At 67.3% G+C, this 22038-nt stretch carries 9 protein-coding genes and 2 pseudogenes; 6 read left to right on the top strand and 5 right to left on the bottom strand.

Features of this window, described 5'->3' with window-relative positions; genetic code table 11:
• Nucleotides 1–13: 13 nt before the first annotated feature.
• A pseudogene (locus BN4332_RS19060) lies at nt 14–8012 on the bottom strand (SDR family NAD(P)-dependent oxidoreductase); the annotation flags it as partial.
• Nucleotides 8013–8465: 453 nt separating this feature from the next.
• Nucleotides 8466–10949, bottom strand: a pseudogene (locus tag BN4332_RS35545) (type I polyketide synthase); the annotation flags it as partial.
• A gap of 266 nt (nt 10950–11215) precedes the next feature.
• Between BN4332_RS35545 and BN4332_RS19055 the strand changes: the two are divergent.
• From BN4332_RS19055 to BN4332_RS19040, 4 genes are all read left to right on the top strand, one after another.
• Entirely contained in the window at nt 11216–12637 is a 1422-nt protein-coding gene (locus tag BN4332_RS19055; RefSeq protein ID WP_066900578.1) for a condensation domain-containing protein, read from the top strand.
• Between the two features lie 66 nt (nt 12638–12703).
• Nucleotides 12704–15682, top strand: coding sequence for an MMPL/RND family transporter (locus tag BN4332_RS19050; protein ID WP_066900576.1), 2979 nt, complete (start codon nt 12704–12706; stop codon nt 15680–15682).
• Between the two features lie 95 nt (nt 15683–15777).
• On the top strand, nt 15778–16914 hold the full coding sequence (gene pe, locus BN4332_RS19045) for an acyltransferase PE (RefSeq protein ID WP_066900575.1): 1137 nt from the start codon (nt 15778–15780) through the stop codon (nt 16912–16914).
• Nucleotides 16914–18674: an AMP-binding protein gene (locus tag BN4332_RS19040; protein ID WP_074133117.1), complete on the top strand. Its 1761-nt coding sequence runs from the start codon at nt 16914–16916 to the stop codon at nt 18672–18674. Before pe ends, BN4332_RS19040 begins: the two co-directional genes overlap by 1 nt.
• Before the next feature lie 21 nt (nt 18675–18695).
• On the opposite strand, the gene BN4332_RS19035 is transcribed toward BN4332_RS19040, so the two are convergent.
• Entirely contained in the window at nt 18696–19358 is a 663-nt protein-coding gene (locus tag BN4332_RS19035) for a GAP family protein (protein ID WP_066900573.1), read from the bottom strand.
• A gap of 92 nt (nt 19359–19450) precedes the next feature.
• On the opposite strand from BN4332_RS19035, the gene BN4332_RS19030 reads away from it, so the two are divergent.
• Together BN4332_RS19030 and BN4332_RS19025 are read left to right on the top strand one after the other, a co-directional pair.
• Nucleotides 19451–20428 carry an isopenicillin N synthase family dioxygenase gene (locus tag BN4332_RS19030; protein ID WP_435405166.1) on the top strand — a complete coding sequence of 326 codons (978 nt, stop codon included), beginning with the start codon at nt 19451–19453 and terminating at the stop codon, nt 20426–20428.
• Nucleotides 20429–20456: 28 nt separating this feature from the next.
• Nucleotides 20457–20942 (top strand): flavin reductase family protein, encoded by a 486-nt coding sequence (locus BN4332_RS19025; RefSeq protein WP_066900569.1) that lies wholly within the window; start codon nt 20457–20459, stop codon nt 20940–20942.
• Between the two features lie 34 nt (nt 20943–20976).
• On the opposite strand, the gene BN4332_RS19020 is transcribed toward BN4332_RS19025, so the two are convergent.
• Both BN4332_RS19020 and BN4332_RS19015 read right to left on the bottom strand, forming a co-directional pair.
• Complete coding sequence (locus BN4332_RS19020) at nt 20977–21138, bottom strand: hypothetical protein (RefSeq protein WP_096866946.1); 162 nt, start codon at nt 21136–21138, stop codon at nt 20977–20979.
• A gap of 149 nt (nt 21139–21287) precedes the next feature.
• Nucleotides 21288–22037, bottom strand: a complete 750-nt coding sequence (locus tag BN4332_RS19015) for a succinate dehydrogenase/fumarate reductase iron-sulfur subunit (protein WP_066900567.1) — start codon at nt 22035–22037, stop codon at nt 21288–21290.
• Between the last annotated feature and the right edge of the window lies 1 nt (nt 22038).

Below are 22038 nucleotides of genomic sequence, written 5' to 3'. Positions count from 1 at the left end.
GCCACTCGACGGGTTAGTCCTCGGGTTCAGCATCGGGCAGCTGCGCCACCAGATACTCGGCGAGCCCGCCGATGGTCGGATAGTCGAACACCGCGGTCGCGTTGAGCGTGAACTTGCCGCCGAACTGAGTGTGCAGCCGGTTGCGGAGTTCGATCGCCATCAGCGAGTCCGTACCCAGATCCAGGAAGCGGCTGGTCGCGGCCGGCGGTGAAGCCAGCCGCAGGAAGTTCTGCACTTCCTTCTGCAGGAACTCGGTCACGAACCCGGCCCGCTGCGGCACCGGGATCTCCAGCAGCTGCTTGAGCACCTCGCTGTCGCCGACGACCTCACCCGCGGCGCTCGGCAACACCAGATCGAGGATCGGCGGACGCTGACTGCCCAGCACCTTGGCGGCCCGCTGCCAGTTGGCCTTGAGGACCGTGGCCTGTCCGGTGCCGTTGGCGACGACCTCGGCCAGTGCGGCCAGCGCCGCCGACGGATCGAGCGGAATCAGGCCCTGCGCACTGATATTCGCGGTCGCGGCATCGGAGGACGCCATGCCGCCCTGGGCCCACGGACCGAAGTTGATTCCCGTGGCCGGCAGGCCCTGCGCTCGACGCTGCGCGATCAGCCCGTCGAGCAGCGCGTTGGCGGTGGCGTAGTTGGCCTGCCCGGGTGAACCGAACAGGCTTGACACCGAGGAGGACACGATGAAGAAGTCCAGCTCGTCGTCCTTGGTCAGCCGATCCAGATGGCAGGCACCGTATGCCTTGGGCGCCAACGTGGTTCGGAACCGATCGACGCTCTGTTGACCCAGCAGCGCATCGTCGAGCACGCCCGCCAGATGTGCCACACCGGCCAGCGGGGGCAACTCCGCACGGATCCGGTCCACGAGCTTGGCCACCTCGGCCTCGTCGCCGACATCGGCGGTGAAGACGTGGACGCGGGTCTTGTACCGCTCGGTGATCTCATCGATCGCCTTCTGCGCGTCCGCATCAGGCGTGCGCCGGCTCGTCAACACCAGGTCGCCTGCTCCGAGTTGGGCCAGGTAGGCCGCGGTGTGCAGGCCGATCGCGCCGAGTCCGCCGGTGATCAGGTAGCTGCGGTCCGGTCGCGGCTGCAGCGGGGTCGGGATCTGCACCACGATCTTGCCGATGTGCCGGGCCTGCTGCATACGCCGGAACGCGGTCCTTGCTTCGGTCAGCGGGTAGATCTCGGCCGGCAGCGGCTTCCACTCTTCCTTGACCAAGCCCTCCGACACCTCGGTCAGGAGGCGCCGGATGCGTTCGGGTTCGGTGAACATCACCGTGTCCAGGGCGACGATCTCGTAGGCGATGTCGGGTCGGGCCTCGGCCATCTGCTCGGGCGACCAGATGTCGCGCTTGGCGATCTCGGCGAAGCGGCCGTTCTGGGCGGTGGCCTTCAGCGTCGCCTCGATGAAGCCCTCGCTCGTCAGGCTGTTGAGTACCACGTCCACGCCCTGACCGCCGGTGTCCGCCAGGATCTGATCGGCGAAATCGGTTGTCCGCGAGTCGTAGACGTACTTCACGCCCAGCTTGCGCAGGGTGGCCCGTTTGAACGTGCTGGCCGTGGCGAACACCTCGGCCCCGAACTGCTGGGCCATCTGGATCGCCGCCAGTCCGACGCCGCCGCTGGCGGCGTGGATCAGCACCTTGTCGCCCGGCTTCAGCTGCGCCCAGTCGAACGACAGCCGCACCGTCAGCGCCGCAGCGGGAATGGTCGCGGCCTCGACCGCGCTCACGCCGTCCGGGATCGGTGCCAGGAACTGCTCAGGCGCGTTGAACCGACTGGAGAACGCACCCTGCATGGAGCCGTAGACCCGCTGTCCCACCTCGACGCCGGTGACGCCCTCACCCAACTGCGTGACGACGCCGGCGAAGTCACCGCCGATCGGTCCCGGATCGCCCGGGTAGAGCCCGAGGACGTTGAGCACGTCGCGGAAGTTGAGACCCGCGGCCTCCACCCGCACCTGTACGTAGCCCTCGTCCGGCGGGGGTACGTCCTTCTCGGTCAGCCGCAGGTTGTCGATCGCACCACGTTCGGTGGGGGCCAGGACGTAGTCGCCGCCGCGGGGCACCGTCAGATGCCCGCTGCGCGACCACGGCAACAATCGGGATGCCAGCAGCTTTCCTTGGCGCACAGCCAGTTCCGGCTCATCGACCGGCGTGGCCAACAGCTTGGCCAGCGCCTGCACGGCCTCGTCCGACCCGTCGCAGTCGACCAGCTTGGCCCGCAGCGCGGGTTCCTCGTTGATCGTGGTGCGCCCGAAGCCCCACAGTGCCGCCTGCACCGGGTCGACCGGCTCGCCCGACTCGGTGGCGACGGCTCGCTCGGTGACGATCCACAGCCCGTTCGGCAACTTCACCGAGCCGTCCTGCACCGTATGCACCGCGCTGAGCAGGTTGGCGATCTCGGCCTCGAGGCGTCCCTCGGCGTCCGCCGATGCGCCCGGCCCGCTGCTGCGCCAGACGACACCCGAGAACCCCAGGCCGCGCTCGTGGGCCTGCGCCAGCACCTGACCCAGAAGCTCCGGATCGGTGTTGCGGTCGAACGGAATGCAGCCCGGTATCTTCGCGGCCAGTTCGTCGAACCCGGCGATCAGCCAGGTGCCGCTGACCTGCCCGGCCTCTTCGGCGGCCGGCAGCGGCGGAACCTCATGCCACCCAAGGGTGTACAGCAGCCGGGTGGCGTCGCCGCCGAGGCCGCGCAAGAGTGCCTCACGAGGTGCGCGTTTGACGGTGAACTCGCGGACGCCGCCCAGGTGACGACCGTCCCGATCGAGGTATTCGAGATCGAAGACCTGTGTCTCGCTGTCGAGTGCGCTCTCATGCCACCGTGCGCGGCAGTAGAAGCGCCGGGGCATCTTCTCCTTCAACGTCACCTGGCCGTACCGCAGCGGCAGGAACAGATCGTTCACGCCCTGCTCGGCCGCGAGAAGCGCGGGGAACGCCGGGAAGGCGATGCCGGTGCACAGGTCCATCAACACGGGGTGCATCGGTTCGGCTCCGAGTTGTTCGGCGAGTTCCGCGCCGACCAGGATGTCGCCGATCGCCTCGCCCTCGCCGAGCCAGAGTGACTTCAACGAGCCCGACCAGTTTGGGCCCCAGGCCAGTTCGAGGTCGGCAAAGGTCTCGAACAACTCCTGCGGCCGCATGCGTTCGAGCCGCTCGATCGCCTCGTCGACCGGATCCGACGGCTGGGCCGGCTCCTCCTCGTCAGCGGACACACCGGCGACGACGGTGCCCTCGGCGTTCAGTGACCAGTCGGCGCCGCGTTCACCGTACGGCCGGCTGTGCACCTGGAACTTCCAGCCCTCGCCGCCGTCCAGCGGATGCAACGTCAGCTGTACCTCGCGAGAACTCTTCTCGGGCAGGATGATCGGCTCGTAGAAGAAGACGTCCTTCGCATGTGCCGGAGTGCCGACGGCGGCCAGTGCCATCGCGGCGTAGGTCGCGCCGGGGACGACGACGGTGCCGTAGATGACGTGGTCGGACAGCCACGGCTGGGATTTGACGGACAACCGGCTGGTGTAGACCGAATCTCCGGACGCCAGATCCTTTGCACTGCCGAGGATTCCGGTACCGGCGGCGCCGTGCAGATCGGTGCCGGTCATCGCCGCGCCCTTGGGCCAGAACCGTCGGCGCTGGAACGGGTAGGTCGGCAACTCGACGCGCCGGTGCGCCTGCCCGTACAGCGCGGCGAAGTCCGGACGGTGCCCGCCGACGTAGGCCGCGGCCAGCGCATCGGCGATCTGGCGCCGGTCCGCCACGCCCTTGCGCAGCGAGACGATCGCCCGCGGCGCGGCCATATGCTCCGGCCAGACCTGCACCGCGGTGCCGGAGAGCGCCGGTTGCGGGCCGATCTCCATGAGCACCGAGCAGCCCAGTGCCGCAGCGGTGCGCACGCTTTCGGCGAACTGCACCGGCTGACGGGAATGTCGCCGCCAGTACAGCGCGTCGAGCGGGGTCTGGGCGGTCAGCACGGCGCCGGTGCGGTTGCAGATCAGAGGTAGCGTCGGCACGGCGTACTCGATCCGCGATGCGTACGACTCGAAATCGTCGAGCACCGGATCCAGCAGCTCCGAATGGAAGGCGTGGCTGGTCTGCAGCCACGTGCAGCGGATCCCGTCGCTCTCGAACTTGGCGACAGCCTGCTCCAGATCCTCACCGGGACCGGACAACACGGTGTTGGGACCGTTGTAGGCGCCGACCGACACCCGCGGGAGCGCGCCGGCCATCTCCTCGACTTGCTTGGCGTCGGCGAACACCGCCACCATCCGCCCGCCCTCGGGCAGGCTGCCGAACAACCGGCCGCGCTCGGCCATCAGCCGGGCGCCGTCTTCGAGGCTGAACACCCCGGCGACACATGCCGCCGCGTACTGGCCGACGCTGTGCCCCAGCACCACGTCGGGCTGGATCCCCCAGGACTGCCACAGCCGGGCCAGGCCCATCTCAACGGCGAACAGCGCCGGTTGAGCAAATGAGGTGTCCCGCAGGGTGTTCGCGGCGTCCGGGCCCGAGGCGAAGATCACCTCCAGCAACGGCCGCGGCAGGATGTCCTTGACGGCCTCGGCGCAGCGCGTCACCGTTTCGGCGAAAACCGGCTCGGTGTCGAACAATTCGCGGGCCATCCCGGGATACTGGCTGCCCTGACCGGTGAACAGCCAGGCCGTCGTCGGATGGTGAGTGTGTTCGCCGCGCACCACGCCGGGGCGGGTGCGGTTCTCGGCCAGGTCGGCCAGACCAAGGCGGGCGTCCTCGATCGAGTCGACGACCAGGGCGGCGCGATGCTCGAAATGCGATCGACCGGTTCCGGCGGTGAGGCACACGCCGGCCAGGTCGGCGTCCGGATGGGCGCTGAGCCAGGCCTCATAGCGCTGCGCCAGGGCCACGAGCGCCTCCGGCGAGCGTGCCGACAGTGCCAGCACGCTCGTCGCGGATTGCTGCTGGCCGTCGGTCTCGGGGGCGGCAGTGGCATCGGCATCGGCATCGACGGTGACCGGTGGGGCCGGTGCCTCCTCGATGAGCACGTGCGCGTTGGTGCCGGTGAACCCGAACGAGCTGACGCCGGCGCGGCGCGGCTTGCCGTTGGTTCGCCACGGAGTCGCCTTGTCCACCACCTTCACCGGCAGTGAGTCCCACGGGATGTGCGGCGAGGGGTTATCGAAATGCAGGCTCTGCGGCAGCATCTCGTGCTGCAGTGACAGCACCACCTTGATCAGACCCGCTGCGCCCGAAGCCGATTCGGTATGGCCGATGTTGGTCTTCACCGATCCCATCAGCAGCGGGCGGTCCGCCTCGCGCGCCCCGCCGTAAGCGGCCGCGGCCGCCTGAACTTCGATCGGATCACCCAGCGGGGTGCCGGTGCCGTGTGCCTCGAGGTAGTCGACGTCCGCACCGGTCAATCCGGCGCGATTCAGCACCGATCCGATCAGCCGCTGCTGAGCACCGCCATTGGGCACCGTCAGGCCGCTGGAGGCGCCGTCCTGGTTCACCGCACTGGCCGGGATGATCGCGCAGACCCGGTCGCCGTCACGCTCGGCGTCGCTGAGTCGCTTGAGCACGAGGATGCCGCAGCCTTCGCTGCGGACATAACCGTCGGCCGAGGAGTCGAACGTCTTGCAGCGCCCGACGGGTGACAGCATCCTGGCGCGCGATGCGGCGACCACCGTCACCGGGCTCAGCAGCACGTTGACGCCACCGGCCAGGGCCATGTCGCAGTCACCGGCGCGCAGGGCCTGGCAGGCCTGATGGATCGCGACCAACGCCGAGCTGCATGCCGTGTCGATCGCCACGGCCGGCCCCTCGAAGCCCAGCGCGAAGGCGACTCGACCGGAGATGGCGTTGAGGGCGTTGCCGGTGATGAAGTGGGGTTCGATCTTGTCGATCGGCTCGGCCGAGAGCAGGTGCGCGTACTCGTTGGCGGCCACGCCGGTGAAGATGCCGGTTCGGCTGCCGCGCAATGCGGACGGCGCGTAGCCGGCCCTTTCGAGGCCCTCCCACACGGTTTCGAGCATCAGGCGCTGCTGCGGCTCGATCCAGACGGCCTCGCGTGGGGAGATACCGAAGAACTCGGGGTCGAATCCGTCGATACCGTCCAGGAATCCGCCGAAGCGGGTGTACGTCTTGCCCGGCACGTCTGGATCCGGGTCGTAGAACTCGTCGATGTCGAAGCGGTCCTCGGGGACCTCACGGATCGCATCGACTCCGCCGGCGAGCAAGTCCCAGAACGCCTCTGGGTCGGGTGCGCCGGGGAAGCGGCAGGACACGGCGACGATGGCGATCGGGTCGTCCGCGCGGGTAACCGACGGTGTGGTGGCCGATTTGGCCGGAGCCTGGGCATTGAGTTCGAGCACGTCGCCGAGCAGATAGTCGGCCACGTCGGACAGGCGTGGGTGGTCCATCACCAGGGTGATGGGGATTTCGTGGCCCACGCCCTGCTCGATGCGGCGGCGCAGTTCGACGGCCATCAGGGAATCCATGCCGAGATCGAAAAAGCCCGCGTCCTCGCGGATCTCGGCGGTGTCGACGCGGGTGACGTCCGCGACCGCATCGCGCAGATAATCGGTCAGCAGCTTCTTACGCTGCTGCACCGGTGCGCTCTCGAGCTGCTCGACCAACCGGGTCTTGCCCGACCGCGTCAACACCGGTGCCTCCGCCGAAACGGGAAGGGCCTTTTCGAGTTCGGCCAGGAACGCTCTCCGCCCCGCCTGCTGGTAGAGCGGAAGGAAGCGCGCCCAGTCGATCCGGGCGATCACCCCTTGGGCGAGTCCCTGCGCGCCCGACATCGCCATGACATCGGACAGCCCGGCCAGTGCATCGGCGGGCGGCAGGGTCTGGATACCGCGCTGTTCGAGTCGGGCCCGGGATTCCGCGTCGGCCATGCCCGCCGACCAAGGGCCGAAGTTCACGCTGGCTGCGGCGATGCCCTGCTCGCGCAGACGCCAGGCGATCCCGTCCAGGAATGCGTTCGCCGCGCTGTAGGCGGTCTGGCCGTACCCGCCCCACACCGAGGCGATCGACGAGGTGCTGATGAAGAAGTCCAGCTTCTCCCCGGCCGCGGCCTCGCTCAAATGCCAGGCGCCCCAGACCTTCCCGGTGAACACCCGGTCCAGTTCAGCTTGCTGAGCGGCGATGTCGGGTTCGGTCAGCGGTGTGGTGCCGTTCTCACCGGCCGCGTGGACGATGCCCGCCAGCGGCGGCATGTCGGACCGCAGCCCGGCCAGCAGTCGCGCGACGTCGTGCGCGTCGGCGACATCGGCGGTGACCACCCGGGTGTCGCAGCCGNTCGATGCGCTGGGTTGCGGTCTCGCCGGGTGCGCGCCTGCTGGTCAGGGCCAGGTGCCTGGCACCGTTGGCGGCCAGGTAGCCGGCGATCTCCAGCCCGATCGAACCGAGGCCACCGGTCACCAGATACGTTGCATCGCCGCGCAGGTCGAGCGCATCGCCGCTGGGCGCTCCTTCGCGTCGTACCAGCCGGGGGACGTAGACCGTCTGATCGCGCAACGCGATCTGGTCTTCCCGAGCCCCCGAGCCGGGGACTGCCGCGACCATGTCGATGAGCCGTGAGTATTCGGCGGCCGAGCCGTCGGACAGATCGGCCAGCCCACCCCACAGCTGCGGCAGCTCGAGCGCGGCGGCGCGGCCGAACCCCCACAGGGCACTCTGCTCGGGAGCCACGATGTCCGCGTCGGTGGCGCGCTGTGCCTTGCGGGTGACAAACCAGACGGGTGCGCGCACCTCGGCCGCGATCGCGGCGCGCAGCAGTCGCCTGCTGCCGTTCAGGATGCGGTGCTGCATCCGCAACAGCGACTGCATGGACGGCGTGCCCGTGGGGCCGGCGTCGGTATCGGGGGAGGCCAAAAGCACAATGCGGAGACCGGTTTCGGCCGCCGCGGCGTCTGCTGCCGCGACCCGCAAGCTGTCCGCGAGCTGCGCCTCATCGGCGTCGGACGTCGGCAACCCGACGAACCGGTGCTGTTGTCCGCGGGTGGTCAGGGCCTCGACCAGTGGTTGGGCGGACGGGGAATCCTCACCGATGAGCAGCCACGTGGTGTCTGTCCCTGAGACCGGCGCGGGCACCTGATCCCACCGGAACTCGTAGCGGTCATCGGCGATGGACTGCCTGGAGCGCTGCCGGTTGTGCTGTGCCGCAAGCCTGGTCAGTACGTCGAGGGTCTGCGGGTCGGAGTTCGCGCCGTCGAGCAGCGTGGCGAGTTCCTCGATCCGGCCGTCCTCCAGCAGCCCCATGGCCTGGCTGCGCGGGGCGCTGGTGTGCTGCAGGCTGTTCGGGCGCTCGCGGTTGTCGAGATACCAGTACTGGCGGTGCTCGAACGGATAGGTCGGCAGGTCGAGCTTCTTGGCGTGAGGCTGCCGGAGGGCGCTGAATCGGGGCAGATGCCCGTGAACGTAAGCGTCGGCGACGGCCTCGGTGATCTGTCGCTGATCGGTGCTGTTGCGTCGCAGCGAGGCGATCACCCGCGGTGCGGTGGCCGAGTCGGGCCAGGCACTCAGGGCCGCGGCGGTGAGCACCGGCCGTGGGCCGATCTCGACCAGTAGCTTGCAGTTGAGATCGGCCAGGGTGTGGACGCTCTTGGCGAACTCCACCGGTTGGCGGGCGTGGCGGCGCCAGTAGGCCCCGTCGATCTTGACGCTTCTGCCCAGCGCCGCCCCGGTGCGGTTGTCGATCAGGATCCGTTGCGGTGCCGCGAATGTGAATCCGTCCGCAAACGACTCGAACTCGTCGAGGATGGGATCCAGCAGCGCCGAGTGGAACGCATGGCTGGTGTCCAGCCAATCGCAGCGGACGCCGTCGGCCGCGAGGCCGGCCACCGCGCGCTCCAAATCCTCCGCCGGTCCCGACAGCACGGTGTTGGCGCCGTTGTAGGCGGCCACCGACAGGCTGGGGAACTCGTCGGTGAGATTCTCGGCGCGCTCGGCGGTGGTGAACACCGCGACCATCCGGCCGCCGGCAGGCAGGCTGCCGAACAGGCGACCGCGTTCGGCGATCAGTCGCGTGCCGTCCTCGAGTCCGAACACGCCCGCGACGCACGCCGCCGTGTACTGGCCGACGCTGTGCCCCAGCACCACGTCCGGTTCGAATCCCCACGACTGCCAGAGCCGGGCCAGCCCCATTTCGACCGCGAACAGTGCGGGCTGGGCGTAGGAGGTTTGCCGCAGCGTTTCCTCGGCGTCGGCCGACGTATCAAAAATGACGTCCAGCAAAGGCTTTTCGAGAACATCGGCGACCGCGGCCGCGCACCGCGTCAGGGTCTCGGCAAACACCGGCTCGGTGTCGAACAACTCGCGGGCCATGCCGGGGTACTGGCTGCCCTGACCGGTGAACAGCCACGCGGTCTTCGGCGGCTCGTGGGATTCTCCGCGGACCAGGCCGGGTGCCGGCCGGTCCTCCGCGAGGGCGCCGAGCAGCTCGACGGCGGCTTCCCGCGAGTTGACCACCAGCGCGGCCCGGTGCTCCAGGTGCGCTCGCCCCACGCCCGCCGTGAAGCACACGTCGGCCAGGGAAGCTTCGGGATGCGCGCTCAGCCAGCTGCGGTATTGGTCGGCCACCTGCACCAGGGCGGCCGGGGTGCGAGCCGACAGCGGCAGGATGCCGAATCGTCCGTCCGCGGGTTGCTCTGCCGGAGTCGGCTGCGCGGACGGCTCGGGAGCCTCTTCGAGGATGACGTGCGCGTTGGTGCCGGCGAAGCCGAACGAGCTGACCCCGGCGATCCGCGGCCGTCCGTTGCGCTCCCAGGGCGTGGACTCCTTGACGACCTCGAGCGCGAGCCGGTCCCAGGGGATGTGCGGCGACGGGTTCTCGAAGTGGAGGTGCTTCGGCAGGGTCTCGTTCTCGAGCGACAGGATCACCTTGACCACGCCGGCGATACCCGCCGCTGCCTCCAGGTGGCCGATGTTCGTCTTCGCCGAGCCGATCAACAGTGGCTGGTCGGCTCCACGCCCGGCGCCGAGCACCTCGCCTGCGGCCTGGGCCTCGATCGGGTCGCCGAGTGAAGTTCCGGTGCCGTGTGCCTCCAGGTATCCGACGTCGCTGGGTTCGAGGCCGGACCGCTTCAGCGCATCGGCGATGACACGCTGCTGGGCGACGCCGTTCGGCACCGTCAAACCGCCCGATGCGCCGTCCTGGTTGATCGCGCTGCCGCGGATCACGGCCCGAATCCGGTCACCGTCGCGGATCGCGTCGTCGAGTCGTTTGATGACGATGACGCCGCAGCCCTCGCCGCGAACATAACCATCTGCGGCCGCGTCAAAGGTTTTGCAGCGACCGTCAGGTGCCAGCATATGCGCGCTGGAGAAGGTGATCATGGTGGCGGGTGTGAGCAGGACATTCGCCCCGCCGGCCAGGGCCAGGTCGCACTCTCCCAAGCGAAGTGCTTGGCACGCTTGATGGATCGCCACCAGCGACGAGCTGCACGCCGTGTCGACGGCGACGGAAGGGCCCTGCAGGCCCAGTCGATAACTGATCCGGCCCGCTGCGGCGGCGTTCGACGTGCCGATGGCCATGTAGGCCTCGATCTCAGGATACGTCAGCTCGTCGGACGCCATGCCGAGGTAGTCGTGGGTGGCCAGGCCGACGAACACGCCAGTGTTGGTGTTGGCCAGGGCCGTTGGTGCGGTACCCGAGTGTTCCACAGCGCGCCAGGCGGTCTCGAGCAGCAGGCGATGCTGCGGGTCCATCAGCCTGACCTCGCGCGTCGACATCCCGAAGAACGGCGCGTCGAACCCGGTCACGTCATCGACGAACCCCGCGCGACGGGTGACGACCTTGCCGACCGCCCCCGGCTCCGGGTCGAAGAATTCTTCGACGTCCCAGCGGTCCTTCGGAACCTCCGAAATCGCATCGCGACCTGCGCTCAAGAGGTCCCAGTAGCTCTCGGCATCCGGGGCGCCAGGAAAGCGCGCCGCGTAGCCGACGACAGCAAAGCGCATCGGTGGTTCACTTTGATTCACAACGGATCCCATGCCGTTGTCCTCCTCGCATCGGCGTGCAGAATCGCACCTCCGCGCCCCCCCGAAGCGCATGGAGATCAACTTCGAACCACTATCGCATGCGAAGCTGTGAACCGCGCGGCTCCCCTTGCCGCGTCAATTTCTTCCGAGCGTTCGCCGTGGGAGCACGGGTATGTTGAGCCGCGGGGGGTTCCGCGTGCTCGGGCAAGCGGCTGCGTTGGGATCACTACTGGGAGGGCCAGGATTTGCGGATCGGCAAGATAACTGTTGGCGCACTTGATGAATGGTCTTTGAGTCCTGGCGCGGTGACATCCTGGCATCCAACCGCGGCGGCTCAGGAAACTGCGAGGCGCGCTCCGGTGAGCGCGGTGCCGGTTAGCTACATGCAGAGCCAACATCTGCGTAATTACACCGAGCGCAAAGCGGCGGGGTTGAACTTCTCCCGGCAGATCATCGCCAGCTGTGAGGTTGCTGGGCAATGTGATATCGCTGCGATGGATCACGCGGTGAACACTTATCTGCGCCGGCACGACACATTCAGAAGTTGGTTCGAAAAGGTTGGCGACGGCGAATTCGTAAGGCATGCAATCGAAGATCCGGCCGATATCGAGTTCGCCCCGGTCGATCAGGGTGTGATGACCGTCGACGAAATTCGTCGGCACGTCGTGTCGATTCCGAATCCCCTGGAATGGGGCTGTTTTACGTTCGGCATCATCCAGGGCGACGGCCACTTCACTTTCTTCGCGGCCATGGATCACGTGCACGGGGATGCGACATTGATCGGCACGACCATGATGGAAGCCAACGGAATGTATTCGGCGATGAGCGGCAGCGGTCAGGCCCTCACGCTTCCGGAGGCCGGTAGCTTCGACGACTTCTGTATCCGCGAACGTGAATACACCTCGGCGTTAACCCTGGATTCTCCCGGTGTTCGCGCGTGGATTGACTTCGCCGAGAACAACAGTGATGGTTTTCCGGAGTTTCCTTTGCCGCTGGGAAACCCGAACGAGACGATGAGCAGCGCCTGGTCGTCCGAGGTGCTGCTGGATCCGGCGCAAACGGAACGGTTCGATGCGGCGTGTTCGGCGGCCGGCGCACGATTCGTCGGTGGGCTGTTCGCCTGCCTCGGGCTGGTTGAACACGAGTTCACCGGCGCACTCACGTATTACGGCCTCACGCCGAGGGATTCGCGCACCGCGAGCGACAATTTCATGACACAGGGCTGGTTCACCGGGTTGATCCCGATCACGGTCCCGGTGGCGGCGACCTCTTTCAGCGATGCGGCCTGGGCGGCGCAGGCGTCTTTCGATTCCGGCCTGGACATGGCCAGAGTGCCGTACTACCGCGTGTTGGAGTTGGCGCCGTGGTTGAACTGGCCGCGGCCGAACTTCCCGGTATCGAACTTTCTGCACGGCGGCGCCGCGCCACTCAACGCCATACTCGCGGCGGGCGACATGGGCCTCGCCAACAACATCGGAATGTATCCGGACGATCGGTTCTCCTACCAATTGACGATCTACATCTTCCGGTACGGCGAGGGCACGGTCATGGCGATCATGCATCCCGACAACCCGGTCGCCGAGAAATCGATCGCCCGCTACCTGGGCGCGATGAAAGCGGTCTCCTCACGAGTTGCTGACAGCGGGCACTGGGGCCGCGTCGCCTAGCGGAGAGCAAACGATGGTCATGGATTTTCCGCGGTACCCCGACGCCGGGGTGAAGGTGAGGGCGACATGCGACGAATAGCCGACTTCGTTGTGCGGTGGCCGTGGGCGGTGATCGGCGTCTGGGCCGCGATGCTGGTGGCCCTACCTCTGACGTTCCCCTCGCTCGGCGAGATGGCGCAGAAGCATCCGCTCGCGATTTTGCCTGCCGATGCACCGTCCAGCGTCACCGCGAAGAAGATGACCGAGGCGTTCCACGAATCGGCCAACGACGACCTGCTGTTGGTGACGCTGATCAACGAGGGTGGGTTGGGCCCTGCCGATGAGGCGACCTACCGCAAGCTGGTGGACACGCTGCGCGACGACCAGGCCGACGTCGTCAGCGTGCAGGATTTCGTCAGCACCCCGCAGCTGCGACAGTTCCTGACCAGCAAGGACAAGACCACCTGGGTGCTTCCGGTTGGACTCACGGGCGAGTTGGGCACGCCGCGGGCGATCGAGTCGTTCAACCGGGTTTCCGACATCGTCGAACGCAGCACCGCCGGTAGCGCACTGGAGGTGCACCTCACCGGCCCCGCGGCCACGGCTGCCGATCTCACCGTGGCAGGCGAACGCGACCGGCTACCGATCGAGATCGCGATCGCCGTTCTGGTCCTGGCGGTGCTGTTGCTGGTCTATCGCAGCGTGGTGACGATGCTGCTGCCGCTGGTGACCATCGGGTCGTCCCTGCTCATCGCGCAGTCACTGGTGGCGGGCTTCTCGCAGCTGACCGGTGCTGGGGTCTCGAACCAGTCCATCGTGTTCCTGAGCGCGATCATGGCCGGGGCGGGCACCGATTACGCGGTGTTCCTGATCAGCCGTTACCACGACTATCTGCGGTCGGGTAAGGAGTTCGACCAGGCGGTCCGGGCGGCCATGCTGTCGATCGGCAAGGTCATCACCGCGTCGGCCGCGACGGTGGGCATCACCTTCCTGTTGTTGAGCTTCACCAAGATGGGTGTGTTCCGAACCGTCGGAGTGTCGGCCGCGATCGGGATCGGCGTCGCCTACCTTGCCGGGTTGACTCTGCTGCCGGCCATCCTGGTGTTGGCCGGCCCACGCGGGTGGGTCAAGCCGCGGCGTGAGCTGACCTCCCGGTTCTGGCGGCGATCGGGAATCCGCATCGTGCGCCGGCCCGTGCCGCATCTGGTCGCGAGCCTGCTCGTGCTGGCGCTGCTGGCCGGCGCCGCGATCTTCGCCCAGTACAACTACGACGATCGCAAGGTGGTGTCGGCGTCGGCGCCGAGCTCGATCGGCTACGCCGCACTGGAACGTCATTTCCCGATCAGCCAGTCCATTCCCGAGTACATCCTGATCCAGTCGCCGCACGATCTGCGCACCCCGAGAGGCCTGGCCGATCTGGAGCAGCTGGCGTCGCGGGTGGCTCAACTTCCGGACGTCGGTCTGGTCAGCGGGATCACCCGGCCACTCGGGGAGGTGCCCGCCGAATTCCGGGCGACGTTCCAGGCGGGCATCGTCGGCACCAGATTGGCCGACGGTTCCGCCCAGATCGACCAGCGCTCCGGTGACCTCAACCGGCTGTCGGCCGGGGCGAACACCTTGGCGGACAGCCTCGCCGACGTCCGCACCCAGATCAACCAGATCGCGCCGAGCATCCAGAACCTGGTCGACACGTTCTCCTCGGCGCGAAGTGAATACGGTGGCGACAAGCTGGTGCGCGACGTCGAGGTGGCGGCCAAGCTCGTGCAGAGCATCAACGCGCTGGCCAACTCGATGGGTGTCAACTTCGCCGCCGTCAAGAACATCTTCGCCTGGATCGGCCCGGTGCTCGCGGCGCTCCAGAACAACCCGGTCTGCGATTCCAACCCGTCGTGCAGCGACACCCGTCTGCAGTTTCAGCGACTGATGGATGCCAATAACGACGGAAGTCTGGACCGCATCAACGATCTCGCGCACCAGTTGCAGGGGGCCGGCGATGACAACCAGAGCCTCAACACGACGATCACCAAGCTGAACAGTGCACTGGCCGGCGTCAACAAGGCGGTCAAGGCCATGGGGCTGAACAAGCCCGGCGGCGCGAAGTCCGGTGTGAAGGATCTGCAGCAGGGGGCCAACCGCCTGGCCGGTGGCAGCCGGGAAGTGGCCGGCGGCGTCGACGAACTCGTCAAGCAGGTCAAGGTCATCTCGGCCGGGTTGAACCAGGCCTCGTCGTTCCTGCTGTCGATGCGCACCGACGCCGCCGATCCGGCACAGGCCGGGTTCAACATTCCCCCCGAGGTCCTGGATCTCGCGGAGTTCAAGAAGGCGTCCGCGGCCTATGTCTCGCCGGACGGTCGCTCGGTGCGGTACCTGGTTCAGACCAAACTCGACCCGTTCAGCCCCGAGGCGATGGATCAGGTCAATCAGATCCAGGACGTCGCGCGGGGAGCACAGCCGAACACCACGCTGGCCGACGCCTCGATATCGATGGGCGGATACCCCGCCGCGCTGCGGGACACCCGTGACTACTACCAGCAGGACATCCGGTTCATCATCATCGCGACGCTCATCGTGGTGCTCCTGATCCTGATGTTGCTGCTGCGCTCGCTGGTGGCACCGCTGTACCTGGTGGGGTCGGTGGTGGTCTCGTACTTCGCCGCGGTCGGCATCGGTGTCCTGGTGTTCCAATCGATCCTGGGCCAGCAATTGCATTGGAGCGTGCCGCCATTGGCGTTCGTGGTGCTGATCGCGGTGGGTGCGGACTACAACATGCTGCTCGTATCGCGATTACGGGATGAGTCGCCGCACAGCACCCGGTATGGCGTCATCCGCACCCTGAGTTCGACGGGCGGGGTGATCACCGCGGCGGGCCTGATCTTCGCGGCCTCGATGGCCGGCCTGCTGTTCTCCAGCATCGGCATCGTGATCCAGGGCGGATTCGTGATCGGGGTGGGCATCCTGCTGGATACCTTCCTGGTCCGCACGATCACCGTGCCCGCCATCGCTGCCCTGGTCGGCAAGGCGAATTGGTGGCCGTCGCGTGCCGCCGGAAGGAAGGTGCTCACATGAGCGGCAAGGCGGAAGTTGCGCACGGAATGACGGATGAGCGCGCGGGCGCGATGTGTGTGAGACTACGAAACGAAGCGGGGCGATCAGGAGTGGGTATGAAGAAACTCCTTGCAGGACTTGCGGTATTGATGACTGCGGGCGTCACCGGATCGTTGGGTGTGCCCGTGCATGCGTGGGCCGAGGAGCCGCCACCACCTGGGCCTGCGCCGGCCCCGCCGGCTCCGGGTACCTCAGGCCCCGGGACCGCGTACGCGCTCGGCGGCGCCCACGTCCTCGGAATCCCCTACGACGAGTACATCCGGATGACGGGCGAGCACTGGTTCCCCGGCATGAAGCGGGTCAAGGTCGACTACCCGGCCGGGCAGGTTCAGGGACACACCCTCGAACGTCTCTTTCCCGGTATCGGCGCGGTCGGCGAGCGGATCTATCCCGGCCTGGGACTCGACGGTCCCAGCATCGGCGAATCGGTCGACGAGGGTGAAGGCAACCTCGACGCCGCCATCCGCAACGGCGGCAAGGGAACTGCGATGGGACTGTCCGAGGGCGCGCTCGTGCTCAACGCCGTGAAGGCCCGGCTGGCCAACGATCCGACGGCGCCGCCCCCGGACCAACTGTCCTTCGCCACCTTCGGCGATCCGATCGCCAAGCATCCCTTCGGTGAGAGCTTCCTGACCCAGAACTTCCCCGTCGGCAGCGTCGTGCCGTTCATGGACTACCGCATCCCGGCCCCGGTGGAGAGCCAGTACCACACCGACCAGTTCATCTCGGCCTACGACAGCATCGCCGACTGGCCGGACCGGCCCGACAACTGGATGAGCGTCATCAACGCCATCGCGGGGCTGGCCTCGGGTCACACCGCCATCGCGTTCACCAACCCGAGTAACGTTCCGCCGCAGAACATCAGGACGACGGTCAACTCCAAGGGTGCGACGACGACGACGTACCTGGTGCCAGAAGAACACCTTCCCCTGGTGTTGCCCTTCAAGTACCTCGGCTACGACAAGGACACGCTCAACAGGCTGGACGCGGTCCTGCTGCCCATGGTCGACGCGGGCTACTCGCGAAACGATGATCCGGCAACGGCCCCGGTCACGGTGGACCCGGTGAACGGCTTCGACCCCCTGGAAGTCACCGCACCGGCCAACGAGGCGACGTTCGGCGGTGGCGGCGACCCGATGTCGGAGCTCGTCGACGCGGCGATGTCCGTGCTCAACCCCAACGGTGCGGGCTGATGTCCACTCCGCAGTCGACGATTCTCTCGATGCTGCACGGACGTGCGACCCTGCGCCCTGACGACGTCGCCTTCACGTTCACCGAATACGGCACCGATCCGGCGGGTATCACCGAGACCCTGACGTGGTCGCAGTTGTCGCGCCGGACGATGAACGTGGCCCGCGAGATCAGCCTGCACGGGTCGGTCGGTGACCGGGCGGTGATCCTGGCCCCGCAAGGCCTGGAGTACATCCTGGCGTTCCTGGGTTCCATGCAGGCCGGGCTGATCGCGGTGCCGCTGCCCATGCCGCACCGCGGCTCGAGCCATGACCGGGTGAGTGCGGTCTTCGTCGATACGAAGCCGTCGCTGGTCCTGACGACATCCGCCGTCGCCGAGGATGTCGGAGACTACGTCGACCAGTCCCGGATGAACACCGCCCCGAAGATCGTCGCGATCGACTCGTTGAATCTGGACGCCGACGACGGTTCAGGTGGTCTCGACGGGGCCGCCCTGGCCGCCGAGTTCCCGACGACGGCGTATCTGCAGTACAGCTCCGGTTCGACCCGGCTGCCCACCGGCGTCATGATCTCGCACCGCAACGTGCAGGCGAACTTCGAGCAGCTGATGCGGGGGTTCTTCGCGGATGCCCAGGTGAAAACCGCCAACGACGCGACCATCGTGTCGTGGCTGCCCTTCTACCACGACATGGGGCTGGTGCTGGGCGTGTGCGCTCCGATCCTGAGTGGCTATCGCGCCGCGCTGACGAGCCCGGTGGCGTTCCTCGAGCAACCGTCCCGCTGGATCCGGGCGCTCGCCGAGAATCCGCGCGCCTTCTCCGCGGCCCCCAACTTCGCGTTCGACCTGGCCGCCCGCAAGACCAAGGACTCCGACCTCGCCGGACTCGACCTCGGCGGGGTGATCGGCATCATCAACGGTGCCGAGCGCGTCGAGCCGGCTACGTTGGAGCGCTTCGCAGACCGGTTCGCCCACTTCAATTTTCGTGAGGACATGCTGCGCCCCTCGTACGGACTGGCGGAGGCCACCGTGTTCGTGGCGACGGGCACCTGGAGCGAATCCTCGGAGACCGTGCACTTCGATGCCGACGAACTGTCCGCCGGCCGGGTCCGGCGGTGTGCGGCCGGAAAGGGTTCGGCGCTCGTCAAATACGCGGTGCCGCAGTCACCGGCGGTGCGAATCGTCGATGCCGACACCAACCGGGAATGCGCGCCGGACGTGGTCGGTGAGATCTGGGTGCACGGCGACAACGTCGCGGCCGGCTACTGGAGCAGATCGCCGGAGGAACAGCAGTGCTTCGGCGCCACTCTCGTCGACGCGTCGCCGGGAACACCTGACGGCCCTTGGCTCAAGACCGGCGATCTCGGCTTCGTCTCCGAGGGCGCTCTGTTCATCGTCGGGCGCATCAAGGACCTGTTGATCATCCGCGGGCGTAACCACTATCCCGAGGACATCGAGGCGACGGTCCAGCAGATCACCGGGGGCCGGGTCGCGGCGATCTCGGTTCCGGTGAACGCCACCGAGAAACTGGTGACCGTCGTCGAGATCAAGAAGCGGGGCGAGTCCACCGTCGAGGCAGAGCACTGGCTCAAGGAGATCAAGAGCGACGTCACCTCGGCGATATCCAATGCGCACGGGTTGAACGTCGGCGATCTCGTCCTGGTGTCTCCCGGCTCGATTCCCACGACGACGAGCGGCAAGGTCCGGCGCGCAGCCTGTGTCGAGCAGTACCGGCAGGACGAGTTCACTCGGTTGGACGCCTGAGCAAACCTGGTGTAGCCGGGCTTACAGGCCGACGAGCCCGACGACGAGCAACACGGCGCCGACCGTGGCGACCACCGCCGCGAGTTTGCGGTGCCGGTCCGTCTGCAGCCAGTCCTGCAGGGCGGCCAAGGTTGCGCGGGTGCGGTCCGGGGCCACCAGGTAGGAGATCAGCGGGATCTCCACGAGCCCGAACGCCACCACGTTGAACAGCAATAAGGCCCCGACCTGGGTGGCGGCCGCGGCTCCGGAGGCGACGATGAGCGCGAGCGCCGCGAGGTAGTCGATGGACGGCAGGGCGATGCCGAGACCCGCTGCACCTGCCGTCCACAGCGAGTGACCGCGCAGCAGTTGACGCATGCGCGTCGCGAGCGGTCCCGGTTCCCGGTCGGGTCTCGGCCCGCGGAGGCCGGACAGCTTGCCGGTGGCGACGACCGCCGCCACCACGAGCGCCAGGGCCCCCACCGCCACCTGCACCCGGGGCAGGGTGAAGTGGGCCGACCCGAGAGCCGGGCGCAGGATGAACAGCACGATCATGCCCACCGTGGTGCCCATCGCGAAACCGCCGGTGAGGAAGGCCAACAGCTGCAACAGCGGCCGGGGGCGATTGAGCATCAGGACCGTCATCCCGATCCGGAACGGCTCCAGGCTGACGGCGGCGGCCATCACCAGGAGAGCGATCCACATGATGGCCGCCAACTTACCGTCCGGGTCAGCAGTTGTGTTCGGCGTGATCGTGACCCTGGCCGATGTCGCCGGTCGCGACGATGATGGAGCGCGTGACGTCTGTGCGGACGGCCCTGCCGGTCGTCGATCTGAACGACGAGCCCGAGCGGCTGCGCCAGGTTGCCCACGATGTCGGCTTTTTCTATCTGACCGGTCATGGGGTCCCGGACACGCTGTCGTACCAGCTGCTGGACGCCGCGCGGCGGTTCTTCGCGTTGCCCCAGGAGGCCAAGGACGCGATCGCGATGACCAACAGCCCGCATTTCCGGGGCTATACCCGGCTGGGCGGGGAGTTCACCGGCGGACGGGTCGACTGGCGTGAGCAGATCGATATCGGTCCCGAACGCGCTCCGGTGCGCGATCCTGAGCCGGGCTATCTGCGGCTGCAGGGGCCGAACCAGTGGCCTGACGGTCTGCCGGACCTACCCGAGATCATCGCGCAGTGGGATGCCGAGTTGGCCCGCGTCGGCCGAAACCTGTTGCAGCGCTGGGCGGTCGGATTGGGTGCCGATCCCAGTGTGTTCGACGCGGCGTTCGCCGAGGCGCCGGCCACGCTGATCAAGATCGTGCGATACCCGGCTCAGGCCGAGACCGCCCAGGGTGTCGGTGCGCACCGCGACGCCGGGGTGCTGACGCTGCTGCTGGCCGACCCCGGGAGTCGTGGCCTGCAGGTGCGTGGCGGCGACGGCACGTTCATCGACGTCGATCCGTTGCCCGGGGCGTTCATCGTGAACATCGGTGAACTGCTGGAGATCGCCAGCGGCGGCTACCTGCGGGCCACCGAACACCGGGTGCGGGTCGGCTCGGCGGAGCGTATCTCGGTGCCGTACTTCTTCAACCCGCGGCTGGACGCCGAGCTGCCGGTGCTGACCCTGCCCGACGACCTCGCCGCGCATGCCCGCGGCGTCACTGCCGACCCGTCCAACGAGCAGATCTATTCGGTCTACGGGCGCAATGCGTGGAAGAGCCGGATCCGGGCCCACCCGGACGTGGCCGCCGCTCACGGCTATGGGCGGGCGAAGCAGGAGTGACGAGGTGCTGTGTGAAGATGGAGATGTTATGAGCGCAACAGAACTGAGCCCGACGTCGCTGCGTGAAGCGTTCGGCCATTTCCCGTCCGGTGTCATCGCGATCGCTGCCGAGGTGGAGGGCACCCTGGTCGGATTGGCCGCCAGCACCTTCGTGCCGGTGTCGCTCGATCCGCCGCTGGTGTCGTTCTGCGTCCAGAACTCCTCGACCACCTGGCCCAAGCTGAAGGATCGGCCGTCACTGGGGATCAGCGTGCTCGGCGAGTCTCATGATGCCGCGGCCCGCACGCTGGCCGCCAAGACCGGCGATCGGTTCGCCGGGCTGGAGACCGAGTCACGTGAGTCGGGTGCGGTGTTCATCCACGGAACCAGCGTGTGGCTGGAGAGCTCCATCGAGCAACTGGTGGAAGCCGGCGACCACACCATCGTGGTGCTGCGAGTCAGCGACATCACGGTCAACGCCGACGTCGCACCGATCGTTTTCCACCGCAGCACCTTCCGCAAGCTCGGCGCCTGACCTCACGGCGCCCGCCTGCTGCGGAAGGCCCGACTCAGGGTCGTGCGGCCAGTTCTTCGCGGTATATGGCGATGCGTTGTTCGATCTCGCCGGCATCGTCCGGACGGCCCTCTTTGCGGGCCAGGTCGGCCCGGAGCGACAGTTCGCGGATCGCGGTCCGGATTTCGGTGATGCTGTGCGTGTGTCCCATGGTCATGAAGCTGCCTTTCGACGCTGATTGGCTGCTGTGCCTCGAGCCTACGCGCGCATCCGATCGGGCCACCCGGCGTTCAGCACGCTCAAAACAACGAAATGGTCGTTCCCGGCGGTTGGGAACGACCATTTCGTTGATGTCGGTGCGGAGAACTACCTCCGAAACAGCTTGTTGCCCAACCACACGATCGGGTCATACTTGCGGTCGGCCACCCGTTCCTTCATCGGGATCAGAGCGTTGTCGGTAATCTTGATGTTCTCCGGGCACACCTCGGTGCAGCACTTGGTGATGTTGCAGTAGCCCAGCCCGAACTCGTCCTGAGCCATGTCCTTGCGGTCCAGGACATCGAGCGGGTGCATGTCCAACTCCGCGATCCGCATGTGGAACCGCGGCCCGGCGAACGCCTCCTTGTTCTCCTCGTGATCGCGCACCACGTGACAGACGTTCTGGCACAGGAAGCACTCGATGCACTTGCGGAACTCCTGGCTGCGGTTCACATCCTCCTGCTGCATCCGGTATTCGCCGGGCTGCAGATCCTTGGGCGGTGTGAACGACGGGATCTGACGCGCCTTTTCGTAGTTGAACGACACGTCGGTCACCAAGTCGCGCATCACCGGGAACGTCCGCAGCGGAGTCACGGTCACCGTTTCGGACGGGTCGAACGTCGACATCCGGGTCATGCACATCAGCCGTGGCCGGCCATTGATCTCCGCCGAGCAGGACCCACACTTGCCTGCCTTGCAGTTCCAACGCACGGCCAGGTCGGGGGTCTGGGTGGCCTGCAGCCGGTGGATGATGTCGAGCACCACCTCACCGTCGTTCACCTCGACGGTGTAGTCCTGCAACTCGCCACCGGTGTCATCGCCCCGCCAGACTCGCAGGTTCGCGTCGTACGCCGCCATA

This window comes from Mycolicibacterium houstonense, from assembly GCF_900078665.2.
In the GTDB taxonomy this organism is placed as follows: Bacteria; Actinomycetota; Actinomycetes; order Mycobacteriales; family Mycobacteriaceae; genus Mycobacterium; species Mycobacterium houstonense.
The sequence above is the reverse complement of the archived record's forward strand: the minus strand, read 5'-3'. Positions and strand labels throughout refer to the sequence as shown.